At 66.7% G+C, this 20,379-nt stretch carries 12 protein-coding genes and 3 rRNA genes; 8 read left to right on the top strand and 7 right to left on the bottom strand.

The annotated features are described in order from the left end of the window. Positions 1-20: 20 nt before the first annotated feature. The gene (locus ACSHXC_RS23770; protein WP_438293548.1) at positions 21-2,084 is read right to left on the bottom strand and encodes a fructose-specific PTS transporter subunit EIIC; all 2,064 of its coding nucleotides are present in this window, start codon (positions 2,082-2,084) and stop codon (positions 21-23) included. A 392-nt stretch (positions 2,085-2,476) separates the two neighbouring features. On the opposite strand from ACSHXC_RS23770, the gene ahcY reads away from it, so the two are divergent. Beyond that, positions 2,477-3,940 (top strand): adenosylhomocysteinase, encoded by a 1,464-nt coding sequence (ahcY, locus tag ACSHXC_RS23775; protein ID WP_438293549.1) that lies wholly within the window; start codon positions 2,477-2,479, stop codon positions 3,938-3,940. A 238-nt stretch (positions 3,941-4,178) separates the two neighbouring features. After that, positions 4,179-4,799 (top strand): hypothetical protein, encoded by a 621-nt coding sequence (locus tag ACSHXC_RS23780; RefSeq protein WP_438293550.1) that lies wholly within the window; start codon positions 4,179-4,181, stop codon positions 4,797-4,799. A 101-nt stretch (positions 4,800-4,900) separates the two neighbouring features. Here the strand turns inward: ACSHXC_RS23780 and ACSHXC_RS23785 are convergent, their stop codons facing one another. After that, positions 4,901-5,950: an RDD family protein gene (locus ACSHXC_RS23785; RefSeq protein WP_438293551.1), complete on the bottom strand. Its 1,050-nt coding sequence runs from the start codon at positions 5,948-5,950 to the stop codon at positions 4,901-4,903. 127 nt (positions 5,951-6,077) lie between these two features. Here ACSHXC_RS23785 and ACSHXC_RS23790 point away from each other — a divergent pair, with 127 nt between their 5' ends. The 4 genes from ACSHXC_RS23790 to rrf all read left to right on the top strand — a co-directional run bounded on the left by ACSHXC_RS23790 (position 6,078) and on the right by rrf (position 12,837). Then, positions 6,078-7,085, top strand: coding sequence for a stage II sporulation protein M (locus ACSHXC_RS23790; protein ID WP_438293552.1), 1,008 nt, complete (start codon positions 6,078-6,080; stop codon positions 7,083-7,085). Positions 7,086-7,696: 611 nt separating this feature from the next. Then, positions 7,697-9,222 (top strand): 16S ribosomal RNA (locus tag ACSHXC_RS23795). Between the two features lie 283 nt (positions 9,223-9,505). After that, positions 9,506-12,628, top strand: a 23S ribosomal RNA gene (locus ACSHXC_RS23800). A gap of 92 nt (positions 12,629-12,720) precedes the next feature. Then, a 5S ribosomal RNA gene (gene rrf, locus ACSHXC_RS23805) occupies positions 12,721-12,837 on the top strand. Together the 16S, 23S and 5S rRNA genes form the textbook arrangement of a ribosomal RNA operon. A gap of 124 nt (positions 12,838-12,961) precedes the next feature. Here the strand turns inward: rrf and ACSHXC_RS23810 are convergent. The 5 genes from ACSHXC_RS23810 to ACSHXC_RS23830 are packed head-to-tail and all read right to left on the bottom strand — an operon-like array spanning position 12,962 to position 18,381. Then, complete coding sequence (locus tag ACSHXC_RS23810) at positions 12,962-14,272, bottom strand: DUF58 domain-containing protein (RefSeq protein WP_438293553.1); 1,311 nt, start codon at positions 14,270-14,272, stop codon at positions 12,962-12,964. 9 nt (positions 14,273-14,281) lie between these two features. Continuing rightward, on the bottom strand, positions 14,282-15,265 hold the full coding sequence (locus ACSHXC_RS23815; protein ID WP_438293554.1) for an AAA family ATPase: 984 nt from the start codon (positions 15,263-15,265) through the stop codon (positions 14,282-14,284). Then, the gene (locus ACSHXC_RS23820; RefSeq protein WP_438293555.1) at positions 15,262-16,446 is read right to left on the bottom strand and encodes a DUF4350 domain-containing protein; all 1,185 of its coding nucleotides are present in this window, start codon (positions 16,444-16,446) and stop codon (positions 15,262-15,264) included. Before ACSHXC_RS23820 ends, ACSHXC_RS23815 begins: the two co-directional genes overlap by 4 nt. Further along, positions 16,443-17,132, bottom strand: a complete 690-nt coding sequence (locus ACSHXC_RS23825; protein WP_438293556.1) for a DUF4129 domain-containing protein — start codon at positions 17,130-17,132, stop codon at positions 16,443-16,445. Before ACSHXC_RS23825 ends, ACSHXC_RS23820 begins: the two co-directional genes overlap by 4 nt. Before the next feature lie 4 nt (positions 17,133-17,136). Then, complete coding sequence (locus tag ACSHXC_RS23830; RefSeq protein ID WP_438293557.1) at positions 17,137-18,381, bottom strand: hypothetical protein; 1,245 nt, start codon at positions 18,379-18,381, stop codon at positions 17,137-17,139. Between the two features lie 155 nt (positions 18,382-18,536). Here ACSHXC_RS23830 and mtnA point away from each other — a divergent pair, with 155 nt between their 5' ends. After that, entirely contained in the window at positions 18,537-19,685 is a 1,149-nt protein-coding gene (gene mtnA, locus ACSHXC_RS23835; protein WP_438293558.1) for an S-methyl-5-thioribose-1-phosphate isomerase, read from the top strand. Positions 19,686-19,689: 4 nt separating this feature from the next. Beyond that, a complete protein-coding gene (mtrA, locus tag ACSHXC_RS23840) occupies positions 19,690-20,379 on the top strand; it encodes a two-component system response regulator MtrA (protein ID WP_189389435.1) in 690 nt (229 codons plus the stop codon).

Here is a 20,379-nt window from a genome sequence, read left to right on the forward strand (position 1 = left end):
CCACCCCAGCCCCCACCGGCCTACCGAATCTCCCCCAGCACCTCCAGCACCGCCGCCGCATCGCCCGCCTCCGACAGCCGCCCCCGGAACCCCGTATCCATCAACTTCCGCGACAGCAACGCCAGAATCCGCAGATGCTCATCCCCCGCCGCAGCCTCCGGCACGGAGATCATGAAGATGAGCTTGGCCCGGGTCCCGTCGAGCGACCCCCACTCGATGCCCTCGGCGGACCGGGCGAACCCCACGGTCGGCACGGACACCGCATCGGTCTTCGCATGCGGAATGGCGATCTCCTCGCCGAGCCCGGTCGTCCCCTGAGCCTCCCGTGCAAGGGCGACCCGTACGAGCTCGTCGACGTCCCGTACGTTCCCGGTGGAAGCCAGCATCTCGGCCATCTCCCGGATCGCGGCGTCCTTGTCGTGCGAGGCGAGCTGCACCTTGACGGTCTGGGCGGTGAGATACCCGGAGAGCACCTCGGGGGCGGCAACGGAGCCAGGACGTTCCGAGGTCTGTACGGACAGGGCAGAGGCACCCTGATCACCGGCCTCCGCGGCACCACCGGCACTCGCACCACCACCCGCACCGACAGCCACGCCAGCCAGAGCAGGCTCAGGAACCAAGGCGGCAGCCCCAGCCTCGCCCCGCCGCCCCTTCCGCTCCTTGATGTCGATCAGCGCATTCGTGGTCAGCGCGGTGACAGCCGTACCGATGGCGATGGCCACGAAGAACATCGCTGCCCCGCCCACGGCCCCGAACAGCGAAACGATCGGCCCGCCGTGCGGAACGGAGTCCGTCACCCCGGCCACACCCGCGACCGCGCCGGCCACCGCGCCACCCAGCATGTTCGCGGGGATGACCTGGGCCGGACGGGCCGCGGCGAACGGAATCGCACCTTCCGAGATGCCGAAGAAGCCCATGAACAGCGCCGCGATACCAGTCTCCCGCTCCTGGTCGGTGTAGAGCTTGCGCCGCAGCAGCGTGGCCAGCCCCTGACCGAGCGGCATGACCGGAATGGCCGCGGCAGCCATGCCCATGACGGCGTTGTTCGTGCCGATCAGCCCCACCGCGACGAGGAACGCCGTCTTGTTGACCGGTCCGCCCATGTCGAACGCGATCATGAGGCCGATCAGCGCGCCGAGCACGATCGCACTGGACCCGGTCATGCCATTGAGCCAGCTGGTCAGATGCGTGAACACCCAGGAGATCGGCTGCCCGATCACGTAGATGTAGAACAGTCCCAAGGCCAGTGTCGACACGATCGGGATCACGATGATCGGCATGATCGGCTGGACGAACTTCGGCACCTTGACCTTGCGGATCCCCAGCACCAGATATCCGGCGAGGAAGCCGGTCGCGATCGCGCCGAGGAATCCGGCGTTCGCGTCGGCGCCGTAGATGTTCACGGCGTCGGCGGCGAGGAAGCCGCCGATCATGCCGGGCACCAGGGCGGGGCGGTCGCCGAGGGCGAAGGCGATGTAACCGGAGAAGATCGGCAGCATCAGCTTGAAGCCGAGCGTGCCGAGCGTGTTGACGTAGAACCAGAACGAGTCCTTGTCGAACTCGATGCCCTTCGGCGTGCTGTGACCGCCCAGCGCGATCGAGACGGCGAGCAGCAGACCGCCGACCACCACGAACGGGATCATGTGCGAGACGCCGTTCATCAGCGCCTTGTACGCGGCACTGCGCTCCTTGCCGCCACCCGCGCCGCCGCCACCACCGCCTGCCGGGAGGCCGTGGCCGCCCGCGTGCACGGCCGCGCTCTGCACCTGCTCGATGAGCTGCTCGGGCCGGTGAATGCCGTCGGCGACGGGCACGCTCAGCACCTTCTTGCCGGCGAACCGATCGAGCGCGACGTCCTTGTCGGCCGCGATGATGATGCCGTCGGCCTCTCTGACATCGTTGTCAGAGAGTACGTTTTCGGCCCCGATGGAGCCCTGCGTCTCCACCTTCATCTCGATGCCGAGCGCCGCCGCAGCCTGGGCCAGCTTCTCGGCGGCCATGTAGGTGTGAGCGATGCCGGTCGGACAGGCGGTCACCGCGAGCAGCTTCAACTTCCGCTGCCCCTCGCTAGCCGGACTGGTCACGTGGGGGTCTCCTAACGCTTCGCGCCTCGTCGCGCAGATCGTGCGTATGGTCCGCTCGTATCCCGAGTCGGGCCGACCCAAGCATCCTCCACCAGGTAAGGGCCAGATCAAAAGTCCGTTAGGCCCGGTTCACCCGGACTCTGGTCCCGATTTCCCGCCGAGGCTATTGGCCGGGCACGCTGGGGCACGCTCGGCTGATCGGTGTAGATTCGTGACCAGAGCCAGACGTCGCTGCTGATGGCGGTCGGTCGGTCCTTCATGGACCCGGCCGAGGGAGAGAGGGCCTCCGACGGACTGCGCTGCGAGCGCGTTCGGGCACTCCCATGCCCATCGCCGCGCCCGCAGACCAGCCGTACCCACCCTCGCCACCAACCCACGAGGAGCAGCCCGCCATGACGACTGACGCCACCGGCGCCGGCCAGGACTTCAAGGTCGCCGACCTCTCCCTCGCCGCCTTCGGCCGCAAGGAGATCACCCTCGCCGAGCACGAGATGCCCGGCCTGATGTCGATCCGCAAGGAGTACGCCGCCACGCAGCCGCTGGCCGGCGCCCGCATCACCGGCTCGCTGCACATGACCGTGCAGACCGCCGTGCTGATCGAGACCCTGGTCGCCCTCGGCGCCGAGGTCCGCTGGGCCTCCTGCAACATCTTCTCCACCCAGGACCACGCCGCCGCCGCCATCGCGGTCGGCCCGAACGGCACCCCGGACGCCCCCGCCGGCGTCCCGGTCTACGCCTGGAAGGGCGAGACCCTGGAGGAGTACTGGTGGTGCACGGAGCAGGCGCTGACCTGGCCGAACACCCCCACCGGCGGCCCGAACATGATCCTGGACGACGGCGGCGACGCCACCCTCCTGGTGCACAAGGGCGTCGAGTTCGAGAAGGCCGGCGCGGCCCCGGACCCGTCGACGGCGGACTCCGAGGAGTACGCCCACATCCTCACCCTGCTGAACCGCACCCTGGGTGAGAACCCCCAGAAGTGGACCCAGCTCGCCTCCGAGATCCGCGGCGTGACGGAGGAGACCACCACCGGTGTCCACCGCCTGTACGAGATGATGCGCGACGGCGACCTCCTCTTCCCGGCGATCAACGTGAACGACGCCGTGACGAAGTCCAAGTTCGACAACAAGTACGGCTGCCGCCACTCCCTGATCGACGGCATCAACCGCGCCACCGACGTCCTCATCGGCGGCAAGACCGTCGTCGTGTGCGGCTACGGCGACGTGGGCAAGGGCTGCGCGGAGTCCCTGCGCGGACAGGGCGCCCGCGTGATCATCACCGAGATCGACCCGATCTGCGCGCTCCAGGCGGCGATGGACGGCTACCAGGTCACGACGCTGGACGACGTCGTCGACAAGGCTGACATCTTCGTCACCACGACGGGCAACAAGGACATCATCATGGCCGCGGACATGGCCAAGATGAAGCACCAGGCGATCGTCGGGAACATCGGCCACTTCGACAACGAGATCGACATGGCCGGCCTGGCCAAGATCCCGGGCATCGTCAAGGACGAGGTCAAGCCCCAGGTGCACACCTGGACCTTCCCCGAGGGCAAGGTCCTGATCGTCCTCTCGGAGGGCCGCCTGCTGAACCTCGGCAACGCGACCGGTCACCCCTCGTTCGTCATGTCGAACTCCTTCGCGGACCAGACGCTGGCCCAGATCGAGCTCTTCACCAAGCCGTCCGAGTACCCGACCGACGTCTACGTGCTGCCCAAGCACCTCGACGAGAAGGTCGCCCGCCTCCACCTGGCGTCGCTCGGCGTCAAGCTCACCGAACTCCGCCCGGAGCAGGCCGCGTACATCGGCGTAGATGTAGAGGGCCCGTACAAGCCGGATCACTACCGCTACTGAGCACCTGACACCGCCACCCCGAGGACTGCAGGGCGTCGGGACCAACGGCCCCTGCAGTCACCGGGGTTGACGCATCGTCGGCTCAGTCGCCATCGGCGCTCGGGCTCCATCGGTACGTCATCGGTACCCGGGTAGGCCATCGGTACTGAGGCAGGCCCCCGCACCCCCGTGACGGGGGCCTGCCCCATACCGCTCCCACACCGAGTCAGCGTCCGACTCCCGAGGACCCCGAGATCCCATGCCCCGCGGCCGATATTCGCTTCACGATCCCCACGACCACACCCCTCTCGGCGAAGAACACTTCCACTGCGCGCCGGGCCCTTCCGGCTGGCGCTACGTCTCCCAGCTCACCACCCCCTCCGGAGACCACGCGGGCTCCGTAGACCTGGCACTTGACGAACTCGGCCGACCGATCCGCCTCGAACTCCATGCCGCCGGCTGGCAGGTACGAGGCGCCGCGCTCGACGGCGTCACCTGGGTCCGTACAGACCCCTCCGGGGTCCATGCCACCGAAGGCAATGTCCGCGCCCACGCCTTCGCCGGCAGTTCCCCCGCGTTCCTGGTCGCCACCTCCCGTCTGCTCCGCCTCACTCCCCAGTCCCCGACGACGCGCGTCCGCCTCGTCGCCTTCACGGACCCGGTCCTCGCCCCGCGGACGATCGACCAGTCCTGGGCCCTGATGAACAGTGAAGCGCACGCCACTGACAATGGCCCCCTGACCGTGGACGAGTACCAGGTCAGCGCCCTGGACACGGGGGAGCAGCACACCGTCCACATCGCGGGTGACGTAGTCCTCGCGGCCCCAGGAATCGAGCTGGAATCCCTGGAATCCCCACCCTCGACGTTCCCCACGCCGTAGCCCCGGGCACCGAACGCTCGAACACCCCTGTCCGGACGGCCGGGCGACCGTACACCCCGCCGCCCCCGGCCCAACTCCGGCCCACCGTCGGGCAGGCGGCGTCAGGCAGGCGGCGCGAAACCCGTCGAACGCGCAGGAGAATCAGCGCTGTTCGCCGCCTCGGCACCTGGCTCCCCGGAACCGCCCGGCCCAGCGGCACCGCCCGAAGCCGGCAGACCCGCCGACGGGAAAGCCGAAGCCGGATCCGGGGTCAGCTGCGGCCCCGCGCCCGAACCCCAAGCTGGACCCGGCCCCCGGCTCACGAACCCAGGCGGAGCAACCGCGGTCGCCGAGCCGTGAACCGTCCCGGAAACGGCCCCAGGCCTGCCCGGAACCCCCACCCCCGTGCCACCGGCAGCCCGCCCCGCTCCGAACGCCCTTCGCGCATCCCGGGCCTGGCGCTCACCCACCACACCGGCCAGATAGGCGGCGGGCGGCACGCCCTCCGGGAGGGGCGTCCCCGTACAGGCCGCCATGTCCTCGGCCAGGCGGACCGACATCGTCCAGCTCACCTGCGGGTCGAGCTGTCGCATACGCGTCAGGTACTGGCGCACCGCAAGCCACAGCCCGTCCGGCACCCGCGACAGATCCAGCCCGGCGAACCGCCCCACCAGCCACGGCGGCGGAGGCGGAACGGCCGTGGCCCACCCCGACGACACCCGCTCCCGCACGACCAGCGTCCCCGCGAAGACGTCCCCGATCCGCCGCCCGCGCTCAGAGACGAGCGACGCGATACAGGCGACGACACCGAACGTCAGCAGAATCTCGACGACCCCCATGGCCCCGCGCACCAGCGCGTGCCGGAACCGGATCGGCCCCCCGTCGTCCCGCACCACCCGCAACCCGCAGGCAAGCTTCCCCAGCGACCGCCCGTGCGACAGCGTCTCGACCGCTATCGGAGCCCCGACCAGCACGAGCACGAACAGGGCCACGGCTATCGCGGCCTGGGCAGCGGCATCCATCGAGGCAGTGGCGAACAACATGACCAACGAGACCAATATGTACGCCGCCCACACCACGGCCAGATCGATCACCAGCGCCAGCGCCCGACTCGGCAACCGCGCAGGCCGCAGCCCCAGTACGACCGCATCCCCCGTGACCAGCGCGCTCACCCGATACCCACCCTCCACAGACAACGGCCTTCCCCACCCCTCGGACAACCCAGTCTGCCAAGCTGGCCCGCAGCGCGCCGCAGTAGTACGGACCGTACGCACCCAGTGCCTGGAGCAGCAGCAGAACATGGACCTCGACGTCTTCGTGACCGCCCACCACGCGGAGTGGGACCGCCTCGAACACCTCCTGCACCGCGGCCGCCGCCTCACGGGAGCCGAGGCGGACGAGCTGGTGACGCTCTACCAGCGCACGTCCACACACCTCTCCCAGATACAGTCCAGCGCCCCGGACCCCTTGCTCACCGCTCGCCTGACGCAACTGGTGGCCCGCGCGCGCTCCACCGTCACCGGCACCCGCCGCGCGACCTGGCGCGATGCCACCCGCTTCCTTACCGAGGGCTTTCCCGCGGCCGTCTACCGCTCCCGCCGCTGGTGGATCCCCGCGGCCCTGATCTCCATAGCCGTCGCCGCGGTCATCGGCTGGTGGATAGGCACCCACCCCGAGGTCCAGTCCGCGATAGCCGCACCCGACGCCCTGCGCCAGATGACGCAGCCGGGCGGCGAATACGAGACGTACTACTCAAGCCATCCGGCCGCGTCCTTCGCGGCCCAGGTCTGGACGAACAACGCCCAGGCCACCGCAATGTGCCTGGTCCTGGGCGCCTTCCTAGGCATCCCCGTCCTGTGGATCCTCTTTCTCAACATGCTCAACCTGGGCGTCGGCATCGGCCTGATGTCGTCCGCAGGACGTCTCGACACCTTCCTCGGCCTGGTCCTGCCGCACGGCCTCCTTGAACTGACCGCGGTGTTCGTGGCCGCAGGTACTGGCATGCGCCTAGGCTGGACCGTTGTCGACCCGGGCTCGCGCACCCGTCGAGCAGCCCTCGCAGAACAGGGCCGCGCAGCCGTAGGGATGGCCATCGGCCTGGCCCTGGTGCTGTTCGTCTCCGGCACGATCGAGGGCTTCGTTACCCCCTCCGGCCTCCCCACCTGGGCCCGCATCGCCATCGGCATCGCCGCCGAACTGGCCTTTCTTGTGTACGTCTACGTCCTGGGCGGGCGAGCCGCCCGAGCCGGCGCGGTGGGCGACATCGAGGCCACGGCCCGCAGCGCCGAGCTCCCGACGGCTGTGTGATGTGCGCAGACCCCCTCTGACCTGCTACTGTCCTCTTCGCCCACAAAAACCGTTGACACGGTCGGAGTGGGGAGGTAGATTCAAACGGTTGCCCCGGACTGGACAAGTTCGGGAGCACTAGCTAGCATCTCTCTCGCTCTCATCGGAAATTGAATTTCTGAATGATGAGCCATTTCGATTCACCATTCGAAGTCAACGAAGTCGATTCGGTCGGCTGAAACGCTTCTGATAGAGTCGGAATCGCCGAAAAGGGAAACGCGAAAGCGGACAACGAATCGGCAGCCCGCTCCAGCGGGTGGCAGAAACGGGAAATCGGATCTGCTAAGCTGGAAACACGAAATGCCGAAGGGAAGCGCCCGGAGGAAAGCCCGCGAGGGTGAGTACGAAGGAAGCGTCCGTTCCTTGAGAACTCAACAGCGTGCCAAAAGTCAACGCCAGATTGACAACCCCGTATCCGCTCCGGCGGATCGAGGTTCCTTTGAAAAGTCCATCCGTCCCCTTTTGGGGTGTGGGTGGCGACAAACACAGCGAGGACGCTGTGGACGGGCCGCCTTATTCCGGTGGTTCCGTCCCGCTCTTACGTGATGTGTGCACCCGATGACGGGTAAACATTCATGGAGAGTTTGATCCTGGCTCAGGACGAACGCTGGCGGCGTGCTTAACACATGCAAGTCGAACGATGAAGCCCTTCGGGGTGGATTAGTGGCGAACGGGTGAGTAACACGTGGGCAATCTGCCCTTCACTCTGGGACAAGCCCTGGAAACGGGGTCTAATACCGGATAACACCTTCCACCGCATGGTGGGGGGTTGAAAGCTCCGGCGGTGAAGGATGAGCCCGCGGCCTATCAGCTTGTTGGTGGGGTGATGGCCTACCAAGGCGACGACGGGTAGCCGGCCTGAGAGGGCGACCGGCCACACTGGGACTGAGACACGGCCCAGACTCCTACGGGAGGCAGCAGTGGGGAATATTGCACAATGGGCGAAAGCCTGATGCAGCGACGCCGCGTGAGGGATGACGGCCTTCGGGTTGTAAACCTCTTTCAGCAGGGAAGAAGCGCAAGTGACGGTACCTGCAGAAGAAGCGCCGGCTAACTACGTGCCAGCAGCCGCGGTAATACGTAGGGCGCAAGCGTTGTCCGGAATTATTGGGCGTAAAGAGCTCGTAGGCGGCCAGTCGCGTCGGATGTGAAAGCCCGGGGCTTAACCCCGGGTCTGCATTCGATACGGGCTGGCTAGAGTGTGGTAGGGGAGATCGGAATTCCTGGTGTAGCGGTGAAATGCGCAGATATCAGGAGGAACACCGGTGGCGAAGGCGGATCTCTGGGCCATTACTGACGCTGAGGAGCGAAAGCGTGGGGAGCGAACAGGATTAGATACCCTGGTAGTCCACGCCGTAAACGTTGGGAACTAGGTGTTGGCGACATTCCACGTCGTCGGTGCCGCAGCTAACGCATTAAGTTCCCCGCCTGGGGAGTACGGCCGCAAGGCTAAAACTCAAAGGAATTGACGGGGGCCCGCACAAGCAGCGGAGCATGTGGCTTAATTCGACGCAACGCGAAGAACCTTACCAAGGCTTGACATATACCGGAAAACATCAGAGATGGTGTCCCCCTTGTGGTCGGTATACAGGTGGTGCATGGCTGTCGTCAGCTCGTGTCGTGAGATGTTGGGTTAAGTCCCGCAACGAGCGCAACCCTTGTTCTGTGTTGCCAGCATGCCCTTCGGGGTGATGGGGACTCACAGGAGACTGCCGGGGTCAACTCGGAGGAAGGTGGGGACGACGTCAAGTCATCATGCCCCTTATGTCTTGGGCTGCACACGTGCTACAATGGCCGGTACAAAGAGCTGCGATGCCGTGAGGCGGAGCGAATCTCAAAAAGCCGGTCTCAGTTCGGATTGGGGTCTGCAACTCGACCCCATGAAGTCGGAGTTGCTAGTAATCGCAGATCAGCATTGCTGCGGTGAATACGTTCCCGGGCCTTGTACACACCGCCCGTCACGTCACGAAAGTCGGTAACACCCGAAGCCGGTGGCCCAACCCCTTGTGGGAGGGAGCTGTCGAAGGTGGGACTGGCGATTGGGACGAAGTCGTAACAAGGTAGCCGTACCGGAAGGTGCGGCTGGATCACCTCCTTTCTAAGGAGCACAGCACCGTCTGCAGGCAGATGTCCTGCACGGTCAGCTCATGGGTGGAACGTTGACTATTCGGCACAGTTGGTTCGGTGGTTTTGCAAGTACTGCTTCGGCGTGGAACGCGAAATACATCGGCTGGCTGGGCCGGGCACGCTGTTGGGTGTCTGAAGGTGCGGCCGTGAAGGTTGTGTCTTCGGTTGCCGGCCCCAGTGCACTCCACTGCAAGGTGGGGGTGATGGGTGGCTGGTCGTTGTTTGAGAACTGCACAGTGGACGCGAGCATCTGTGGCCAAGTTTTTAAGGGCGCACGGTGGATGCCTTGGCACCAGGAACCGATGAAGGACGTGGGAGGCCACGATAGTCCCCGGGGAGCCGTCAACCAGGCTTTGATCCGGGGGTTTCCGAATGGGGAAACCCGGCAGTCGTCATGGGCTGTCACCCGTACCTGAACACATAGGGTATGTGGAGGGAACGAGGGGAAGTGAAACATCTCAGTACCCTCAGGAAGAGAAAACAACCGTGATTCCGGGAGTAGTGGCGAGCGAAACCGGATGAGGCCAAACCGTATGCGTGTGATACCCGGCAGGGGTTGCGCATGCGGGGTTGTGGGATCTCTCTTTCACAGTCTGCCGGCTGTGAGGCGAGTCAGAAACCGTTGGTGTAGGCGAAGGACATGCGAAAGGTCCGGCGTAGAGGGTAAGACCCCCGTAGCTGAAACATCAACGGCTCGTTTGAGAGACACCCAAGTAGCACGGGGCCCGAGAAATCCCGTGTGAATCTGGCGGGACCACCCGCTAAGCCTAAATATTCCCTGGTGACCGATAGCGGATAGTACCGTGAGGGAATGGTGAAAAGTACCGCGGGAGCGGAGTGAAATAGTACCTGAAACCGTGTGCCTACAAGCCGTGGGAGCGTCGCGTTGAGTACTTGTACTCAACGTCGTGACTGCGTGCCTTTTGAAGAATGAGCCTGCGAGTTAGCGGTGTGTAGCGAGGTTAACCCGTGTGGGGAAGCCGTAGCGAAAGCGAGTCCGAACAGGGCGTTTGAGTTGCACGCTCTAGACCCGAAGCGGAGTGATCTAGCCATGGGCAGGTTGAAGCGGCTGTAAGAGGTCGTGGAGGACCGAACCCACCAGGGTTGAAAACCTGGGGGATGACCTGTGGTTAGGGGTGAAAGGCCAATCAAACTCCGTGATAGCTGGTTCTCCCCGAAATGCATTTAGGTGCAGCGTCGTGTGTTTCTTGCCGGAGGTAGAGCACTGGATAGGCGATGGGCCCTACCGGGTTACTGACCTTAGCCAAACTCCGAATGCCGGTAAGTGAGAGCGCGGCAGTGAGACTGTGGGGGATAAGCTCCATGGTCGAGAGGGAAACAGCCCAGAGCATCGACTAAGGCCCCTAAGCGTACGCTAAGTGGGAAAGGATGTGGAGTCGCAGAGACAACCAGGAGGTTGGCTTAGAAGCAGCCACCCTTGAAAGAGTGCGTAATAGCTCACTGGTCAAGTGATTCCGCGCCGACAATGTAGCGGGGCTCAAGCGTACCGCCGAAGTCGTGTCAATCCAGCAATAGGGCCAACGCCTGTTGGGTTGGGTAGGGGAGCGTCGTGTGCCGGGTGAAGCTGCAGCGGAAGCTAGTGGTGGACGGTTCACGAGTGAGAATGCAGGCATGAGTAGCGATACACACGTGAGAAACGTGTGCGCCGATTGACTAAGGGTTCCTGGGTCAAGCTGATCTGCCCAGGGTAAGTCGGGACCTAAGGCGAGGCCGACAGGCGTAGTCGATGGACAACCGGTTGATATTCCGGTACCCGCTTTGAAACGCCCAGTATCGAATCAGGCGATGCTAAGCCCGTGAAGCCGTTCCGGACCCTTCGGGGAAAGGAAAGTGGTGGAGCCGGTGACCCAGACTTGTAGTAGGTAAGCGATGGGGTGACGCAGGAAGGTAGTCCAGCCCGGGCGGTGGTTGTCCCGGGGTAAGGGTGTAGGGCGTTGTCCAGGTAAATCCGGACAGCATGAAGCCTGAGACCTGATGCCGAGCCGATTGTGGTGAAGTGGATGATCCTATGCTGTCGAGAAAAGCCTCTAGCGAGTTTCATGGCGGCCCGTACCCTAAACCGACTCAGGTGGTCAGGTAGAGAATACCGAGGCGTTCGGGTGAACTATGGTTAAGGAACTCGGCAAAATGCCCCCGTAACTTCGGGAGAAGGGGGGCCACAACTGGTGATGAGTCTTGCACTCTGAGCTGGGGGTGGCCGCAGAGACCAGCGAGAAGCGACTGTTTACTAAAAACACAGGTCCGTGCGAAGCCGTAAGGCGATGTATACGGACTGACGCCTGCCCGGTGCTGGAACGTTAAGGGGACCGGTTAGTCACATTTCGGTGTGGCGAAGCTGAGAACTTAAGCGCCAGTAAACGGCGGTGGTAACTATAACCATCCTAAGGTAGCGAAATTCCTTGTCGGGTAAGTTCCGACCTGCACGAATGGCGTAACGACTTCTCGACTGTCTCAACCATAGGCCCGGTGAAATTGCACTACGAGTAAAGATGCTCGTTTCGCGCAGCAGGACGGAAAGACCCCGGGACCTTTACTACAGTTTGATATTGGTGTTCGGTTCGGCTTGTGTAGGATAGGTGGGAGACTGTGAAGCCGTGACGCCAGTCATGGTGGAGTCGTCGTTGAAATACCACTCTGGTCGTGCTGGATGTCTAACCTCGGTCCGTGATCCGGATCAGGGACAGTGTCTGATGGGTAGTTTAACTGGGGCGGTTGCCTCCTAAAGAGTAACGGAGGCGCCCAAAGGTTCCCTCAGCCTGGTTGGCAATCAGGTGTTGAGTGTAAGTGCACAAGGGAGCTTGACTGTGAGACCGACGGGTCGAGCAGGGACGAAAGTCGGGACTAGTGATCCGGCGGTGGCTTGTGGAAGCGCCGTCGCTCAACGGATAAAAGGTACCCCGGGGATAACAGGCTGATCTTCCCCAAGAGTCCATATCGACGGGATGGTTTGGCACCTCGATGTCGGCTCGTCGCATCCTGGGGCTGGAGTCGGTCCCAAGGGTTGGGCTGTTCGCCCATTAAAGCGGTACGCGAGCTGGGTTTAGAACGTCGTGAGACAGTTCGGTCCCTATCCGCTGCGCGCGCAGGAATATTGAGAAGGGCTGTCCCTAGTACGAGAGGACCGGGACGGACGAACCTCTGGTGTGCCAGTTGTCCTGCCAAGGGCATGGCTGGTTGGCTACGTTCGGAAAGGATAACCGCTGAAAGCATCTAAGCGGGAAGCCTGCTTCGAGATGAGTGTTCCCACCCACTTGATGGGGTAAGGCTCCCAGTAGACGACTGGGTTGATAGGCCAGATGTGGAAGCCCGGTAACGGGTGGAGCTGACTGGTACTAATAGGCCGAGGGCTTGTCCTCAGTTGCTCGCGTCCACTGTGTTTGTTCTGAAGCAATGAACAGCCGTGAGAACCCCTGGTTTCGGTGGGTTCCGGTGTTCAACTTCATAGTGTTTCGGTGGTCATAGCGTTAGGGAAACGCCCGGTTACATTCCGAACCCGGAAGCTAAGCCTTTCAGCGCCGATGGTACTGCAGGGGGGACCCTGTGGGAGAGTAGGACGCCGCCGAACAAATTGTGGGGAAAGCCCCGCACCAGGTCCGTATACACGGATCACGGTGCGGGGCTTTTTCGCGTTTCAGGGAGGGTTGGAAGTGGGCTCCTTTCTTCCACCCCTCTCTTTCCTTCCCTTCTTCTTACAGGTGGCCCGTCGCCTTGAGCTCGAGGTATGCGTCGGCCAAGGCCGGGGCCAGTTCGTCCGGGGTGGCGTCGACAACTGTGACGCCGTGGCGCATCAGTTTCTCGGCGGTGCGGCGGCGCTGTTGCTGGGTCTGGCTGGCTGCGGCCGCCTCGTAGACCGCCTCGACGTTGCCTCGTGCGGCTGCCATCTGCCGGATGTGGGGGTCGGCCACCGATGCCACCAGCACCGTGTGCCGCTGAGTGAGTTGAGGCAGTATGGGGAGCAGGCCCTCTTCGGCTGTCGCTGTGTCCAGGCTGGTCAGCAGGACGATCAGGGAGCGGCGGGGTGCATGGGTCAGGGCTGCTGCGCTGAGGCCACGGGCGTCGGTCTCCACGAGGGACGGTTCGAGTGGGGCCATTGCGTTGACTAGCGCGGGCAGGAGCTCGCCTGCGGCTCGGCCCAGTACCTGGGCGCGTACCCGACGGTCATAGGCGAGGAGATCGACTCGGTCGCCGGCTCGTGAAGCGAGGGCGGCGAGCAGCAGCCCGGCGTCCATGGCGGCGTCCAGCCGGGGTACGTCGCCGACGCGGCCGGCCGATGTGCGACCGGTGTCGAGGACGACTAGCACGTGGCGGTCGCGCTCAGGGCGCCAGGTGCGTACGGCGACATTTCCCTGGCGGGCGGTGGCGCGCCAGTCGATGGAGCGGGTGTCGTCGCCGGGAACATACTCGCGGAGGCTGTCGAATTCGGTGCCCTCACCGCGGGTCAACACGCTGGTGCGGCCGTCGAGTTCACGGAGCCGGGCAAGGCGGGACGGCAGGTGCTTGCGGCTTGTGAAGGGTGGCAGGACGCGGACCGTCCAGGGGACGCGGTGGCTGCCCTGGCGGGCGGCCAGGCCGAGCGGGCCGTACGAGCGGATCGTGACGCGGTCCGCGTGGCGGTCGCCCCGGCGGGTCGGCCGCAGGACTGTGGACAGGCGGCTTCGTTCGCCGGCCGGGATAGTCAACGGGTGTCGGGACGCGGCCTGTTCGGTGCCGGAAGGCCAACTGCTCGGCGGCCAGGCGTCCCTGAGCTGGGCGCGGAGGCGGCGGCTTGACGGGTTGATGACGGTGAGGCCGACTTCGGCCGCGTCACCCAGTCGAACTGACGTGTCACCGCTTCGAGTGAACTGCAGCTTCTGTACTGGCGCTGCGCAGGCGTAGTCGCACAGAATTGCGAGTGCAAGGGGAGCGTTGACTGCCAGCATGCCGGTCCAGCCCGGGGCGAAGACACCGACCGGGATGGAGCCGAGGGCGGCGAGGAGTGCGGAGCGTCCGGTGAGGGCCATGGGGGCGCCTCAGCGGGGCACGGGGACGTGGGCGAGGACCGAGGTGATGACAGAGTCGGCGGTGACGCCCTCCATCTCGGCTTCGGGGCGCAGTTGGATGCGGTGGCGAAGTGTGGGGAGTGCCAGGGCTTTCACGTCGTCCGGGATGACGTAGTCCCGGCCGGTGAGCCAGGCCCAGGCCCGGGCCGTGGAGAGCAGGGCGGTGGCGCCGCGGGGGGAGACCCCGAGGCTGAGCGAGGGGGATTTACGCGTGGCACGACAGATATCGACGACATAGCCGGTGATCTCGGCCGAGACCGAGGTCTTGGCGACGGCGGCGCGGGCGGCTTCGAGGTCGGCGGTGCCGGCCACCGGGCGTACGCCTGCCGCCGTGAGGTCGCGGGGGTTGAAGCCGTTCGCATGGCGGGCCAGTACGTCTATCTCGTCCTGGCGGGATGGCAGCGGCACCGTCAACTTCAGCAGGAATCGGTCCAGTTGGGCCTCGGGCAGGGGGTACGTGCCCTCGTATTCGACCGGGTTCTGGGTGGCGGCCACCAGGAACGGGTCGGGCAGGAAGCGCGGGGTGCCGTCGACCGTGACCTGACGCTCTTCCATGGCTTCGAGGAGGGACGACTGGGTCTTGGGCGGGGTGCGGTTGATCTCGTCCGCGAGCAGCAGATTGGTGAAGACCGGACCGGGCTGGAAGGAGAACTCCGCGGTACGGGCGTCGTAGATGAGGGAGCCGGTGACGTCGCTCGGCATCAGATCGGGGGTGAACTGGACGCGCTTGGTGTCGAGTTCGAGGGAGGCTGCCAGCGTGCGCACCAGGAGGGTCTTGGCGACACCAGGCACACCTTCGAGCAGCACATGGCCGCGGCACAGGAGGGCGACGACGAGGCCGGTGACGGCGGAGTCCTGGCCGACCACGGCCTTGGCGATCTCGGCGCGCAGGGCTTCCAGGGAAGCACGGGCGCTGTCCGGGTTCGCTGCGGTCTCCGGGGTGCGGTCGCTCATGAAGTGCGTACCTCTCTTTCGAGGGCGTCCAGTTCGTCCGCGAGGCGGACCAGTGCGGCGTCGTCGGCGGGTGTCGGGCCGAAGAGCAGGGAAAGGGGGTCACGGCCGGCGGCGGGAAGCCGGGTGGAGACGGCAGGTACGAGGACCTCGGGGGAGTGTGCCGCCGAGGCGGTCACGCCGACGAGGGGCGCCAGACGGCTGCGGGTGGCCGAACGGAGGGTGTCGGCCGCGCGGTCGCGGGCGTTGGCCTTGCGGTAGAGGCGGGCGCGCCCCTCGGTCGCCTCGGACGCGCGGATGGCGACCGGGAGTCGCTCGGTGACGAGGGGGCCGAGCCGGCGGGCTCGCCAGATGGCGGCGAGCACGGCGGCGAGGGCGAGTTGGAGGGTGGCCCAGCGCCATCCGGAGGGGATCAGGTCGAGGAAGGAGCGTTGGCCGCCGTCGGTGGCCGACGCGTCACCCAGCGAGGGGAGGTACCAGACCACATGGGGGCGAGTGCCGAGCAGTTGGAGGGCGAGGGAGGCGTTGCCCTCCTTGCCGAGGCGGTGGTTGAGGAGGATGTCGGGGGCGCCGAGGAGGACAGTGTCGCCCTGGCCCTGGGGCGCGGTGCGGAGCAGGGTGGGCAGTCCGTCGGCCGGGTAGCAGCCGTCGCTGTTCTCATCGGGGGCTGCGTAGCGGATGCCGCCGGTGTCGGCGCGGCCGGCTCGCGTCGCGGCGGGCTGGGAGCAGTGGGGGTCGCGGGGCTTGACGGAGACGGGGCTCTCGGCACGTACCCCGGGGGCGAGGACGCCCAGGGAGGGCGAGCCGGGGGCGATGAGGACCGTACGGCCGCCGGAATCGCTGGTGGCGGCGCGGACTTGGCGTTGCTGCCCCTCGGTCAGGAGGTCGGGGACCGTGATCAGGAGCGTGGTGTCGGGGCCGGTGGCCGCTGTCGCCTCGTCGAGGGTGGTGACCACGCGGGTGGAGACTCCCTGGGCCTTGAGGAGTTGGGCGACGGCTCGGCTGCCGTATTGGTCGGCGGAGCGCGGGTCGAGGCTGCCGTGCTGGGAGTTGGAGTGCAGCGCGGCGAGCGCGATACCGGCCGAGGCCAGGACGGCGAGGGCGAGCAGGAGGCCCCGGGTGCGGGTCCACAGCTGGCGGGCTGTGACCGAGGCGGAGGTCGGGGCGGTTATGGGGGCGGTCATTCGGCCCCTCCCTGGACCGCATGGCTCAACGCAGGCTTGGTGCGTTCGAGGTCGCGGTCGAGGTCGCTCAGGCGTCCGTACGCTGCTTCGTCGGCGATGCGGCCACCGTATGTGACGTCGTCGAACGACCGGGCGGCGGCCCGGAGTCGGTCCGCGTGGCCGGGCAGGTGGCGGCCCGCTTCGGCGGCGGCCTCGTCGGCGGTGCGGCCGGGGCGGGGGTCGAGGAGGGCGCGCTCTTCCAGCGAGCGGACGATGGCGCGCATCCGTTCCTGGACGGCTTCGTTCCAGCGGCGGGCGGCGGCATGCGTCTCGGCCGCGGTGCGGTGTTCGGCGGCGCTGCGCGGGCGGTCGTCGAAGACCGTGCCGCCCGAGGTGACGGCCCGCTGCGGGGTGCCGAGCCGCCACCACAGCGCGGCGATCAGCGCGAGGACGGCTACCGCGATCACGACCATGCCGAGCGGGCCGCCAGGGGTGGCTCCGGATGCCGAGTCGAAGAGCGAGCCGACCCAGTCCCAGAACGCGTTGAGTGCACGCTGGAGGAGGCTCGGGTCGTTCTGGTGGTACGCCGGGTCGGACAGTTCGCGCCGCGCCGCCTCGCGGGCGGCGTCGCGCCCGATGTCCACCGGAGGCGTGCCGGATGCGCCGTTCTGTAGTCGTGCCGTGATGAAGCCCCCCGCTCCTGACACTGCATCAGCTCCCGGGTGTCTCGTAGCCGGGAACGCCTGCGGCGCGGGCGAGTTCGAGGTCGAGGGCCTCGCGGCGGATGCGCTGGTCGATGTAGAGCAGCACGTTGACGCCGGCGGCGATGGGGTAGGTGATCGCCGAGGCGATCACGGCTCCGATCCCCGAGATGATCAGGTAGGACCAGCCGAACTCCGGGGCGGTGCCGCTCAGGATGCCGTGGAAGTCGCTGCTGTCCACGGCCGTCGCGATCGCGGCGAACGGGATCATGATGATCATCGAGACGATGGCCATCAGGATCGACGTCAGCAGGCTGATGCCGAAGATGCGCCACCAGGAGCCGTTGACGAGCTTGGCGGAGCGGCGCAGGGACTGGAGGATGCCCTGCCGTTCCAGCATCAGCGCCGGGGAGGCGAGGCTGAAGCGGACGTACAGCCAGAGGGTGACCACGGACGCGGCGAGACCGCCGAGCACGACGAGTGCGGCGCCGCCGCCTCCCCCGAGGAGCACGCCGGGAAGGATACCGACGGCGAAGATCGCGCAGAACATGCCGAACAGGAGGGCCAGCAGACCGAACAGGCTCAGCAGCCGCGGGCGGGCCTCGGTCCAGGCATCGTCGAGGCTCACCGGGCGGCCGAGCACGGAACGGCTGACGACGATGGTGAGGACGGCCGTCGTGAACAGCGTGGCGAACTGACCGATGATCAGGGACGGCGTGAAGTCGAGCAGGCTGGACTGCAGCGAGTCGAAGGCCTGGTTGACGGCCTCGGTGCCGGTCGCGTTCGGATCGATCGAGGCGGGGGGCGGCAGGATGAACCGGACGGCGAGGATCTGTGCGATCTGGGAGATCACCGCGACGGCCAGCGTCAGGCCGAGGACCGTGCGCCAGTGGGCGCGTGTGGTGGAGACGGCGCCGTCGAGGATCTCGCCGACGCCCAGTGGGCGCAGCGGGATGACGCCCGGCTTGGCGGCGGGCGGACGGCCGTAGTTCTGGTTCCAGTTGCCGCCCGGAGGCTGCCCCGGGACCTGGCCCCAGCCGCTGGGGCCCTGCTGCGGGCCGCCCCAGCCGGGCTTCGGCGGGGGAGGCGTCTGGCCGGCGCCCGGCGGGGACCACTGAGCGGCCGGGGGCTGGTCCTGCGACCACTTCGAGGAGGCACGGGCCCGGTCGGAGGGCTCGGGTGTCGGGGGAGTGCCGGAGTTTTCGCCGTCGGAGGGGGCCGATCCGGGCGAGGCCCAGCCCGGAGAGTCGTTCACGGTCGTCCACCTCGTGGATTGGTCGCGGGACCGGCTGCGCGTGCCGGCTCCTTCGGGTTGGCTGCCATCGTGCCACGTGGATCCTGGCCGCGGACCTGCCCCCGTATCTCGTTCGCACCTTCAATTGTCGGTGGCTCACGGGGCAGACTGGGCGAATGGCTGATCAGGACGTGCGAACCACCATGGGCCCCGGTCCTTCGGGGATTCCCTCGCTGCGCTGGGACGAGCCGCCGGAGGGCCCGGTGCTGGTCCTCCTGGACCAGACCCGGCTGCCGGCCGAGGAGGTGGAGCTCGTCTGCACGGATGTGCCGGGTCTGGTGCTCGCCATCCAGACGCTGGCGGTACGAGGTGCCCCGCTGCTCGGCATCGCCGGGGCCTACGGGGTGGCGCTCGCCGCGGCACGCGGCTACGACGTGGACGAGGCGGCGGCGCTGCTCGCGGGGGCGCGGCCCACCGCGGTCAACCTCGGGTACGGGGTGCGGCTGGCGGCCGGGGCGTACCGGGCGGCCGTCGAGAAGGGCGTGGGCCGGGCTGAGGCCGGGGCGGTGGCGCTGGCCGCGGCCAAGGAGCTGCACCGGGCCGATGCCGAGGCCAGCGTGCGGATGGCCCGGCACGGGCTCGCGCTGCTCGACGAGCTGCTGCCCGGCGGCAGCCACCGCATCCTCACCCACTGCAACACCGGCCGCCTTGTCTCGGGCGGCGAGGGCACCGCCTTCGCGGTGGCGCTGGCCGCGCACCGGGCGGGCCGGCTGCGGCGGCTGTGGGTCGACGAGACGCGGCCGCTGCTGCAGGGAGCGCGGCTGACGGCGTACGAAGCGGCGGGCAGTGGAATGGCGTACAGCCTGCTGAGCGACAATGCGGCCGGCTCGCTGTTCGCGGCCGGTGAGGTGGACGCGGTGCTCATCGGCGCCGACCGCATCGCGGCCGACGGCTCGGTGGCGAACAAGGTGGGGAGCTATCCGCTCGCCGTGCTCGCCAAGTACCACCACGTGCCGTTCGTCGTGGTCGCGCCTGTCACCACGGTGGATCTGGAGACTCCCGACGGCGCTTCGATCGAGGTCGAGCAGCGTCCCGGCCAGGAGGTGACAGAGTTCACTGCGCCGCAGGTCCCGGGGGGCGGCTGGGGGGCGGGTTCCGGACTGCCCGTGGCACCTCTGGGGACGCAGGCGTACAACCCCGCCTTCGATGTGACGCCGCCGGAACTGGTCACGGCGATCGTCACGGAGGAAGGGGTGCTCTCCCCGGTGACAGGGGGCGGGCTGAGGGAGCTGTGTGCCAGGTCACGCCGGGTAACGATTAGCTAATGGGATGATGACGTTTATGAAGGGACGCGTCCTTGTCGTCGACGACGACACCGCACTGGCCGAGATGCTCGGCATTGTGTTGCGTGGAGAAGGTTTTGAGCCGTCGTTCGTAGCGGATGGCGACAAGGCACTGGCGGCATTCCGTGACGCCAAGCCCGACCTGGTGCTGCTCGATCTCATGCTGCCCGGACGGGATGGCATTGAGGTCTGCAGGCTGATCAGGGCCGAGTCGGGTGTGCCGATCGTCATGCTCACCGCAAAGAGCGACACCGTGGACGTGGTGGTCGGCCTGGAGTCCGGGGCCGACGACTACATCGTGAAGCCGTTCAAGCCGAAGGAGCTGGTCGCCCGGATCCGAGCCAGGCTGCGCAGGTCCGAGGAGCCTGCGCCGGAGCAGCTCGCCATCGGCGATCTGGTCATCGACGTGGCCGGGCACTCGGTGAAGCGGGACGGACAGTCGATCGCACTGACCCCGCTGGAGTTCGACCTGCTGGTCGCGCTCGCCCGCAAGCCGTGGCAGGTGTTCACTCGAGAAGTGCTCCTCGAACAGGTCTGGGGCTACCGCCACGCGGCGGACACCCGCCTGGTCAACGTGCATGTCCAGCGGCTGCGCTCGAAGGTCGAGAAGGACCCCGAGCGGCCGGAGATCGTGGTGACCGTCCGTGGGGTCGGTTACAAGGCAGGACCGAGCTGA

This window comes from Streptomyces sp. HUAS TT7, assembly GCF_051550175.1.
In the GTDB taxonomy this organism is placed as follows: domain Bacteria; phylum Actinomycetota; class Actinomycetes; order Streptomycetales; family Streptomycetaceae; genus Streptomyces.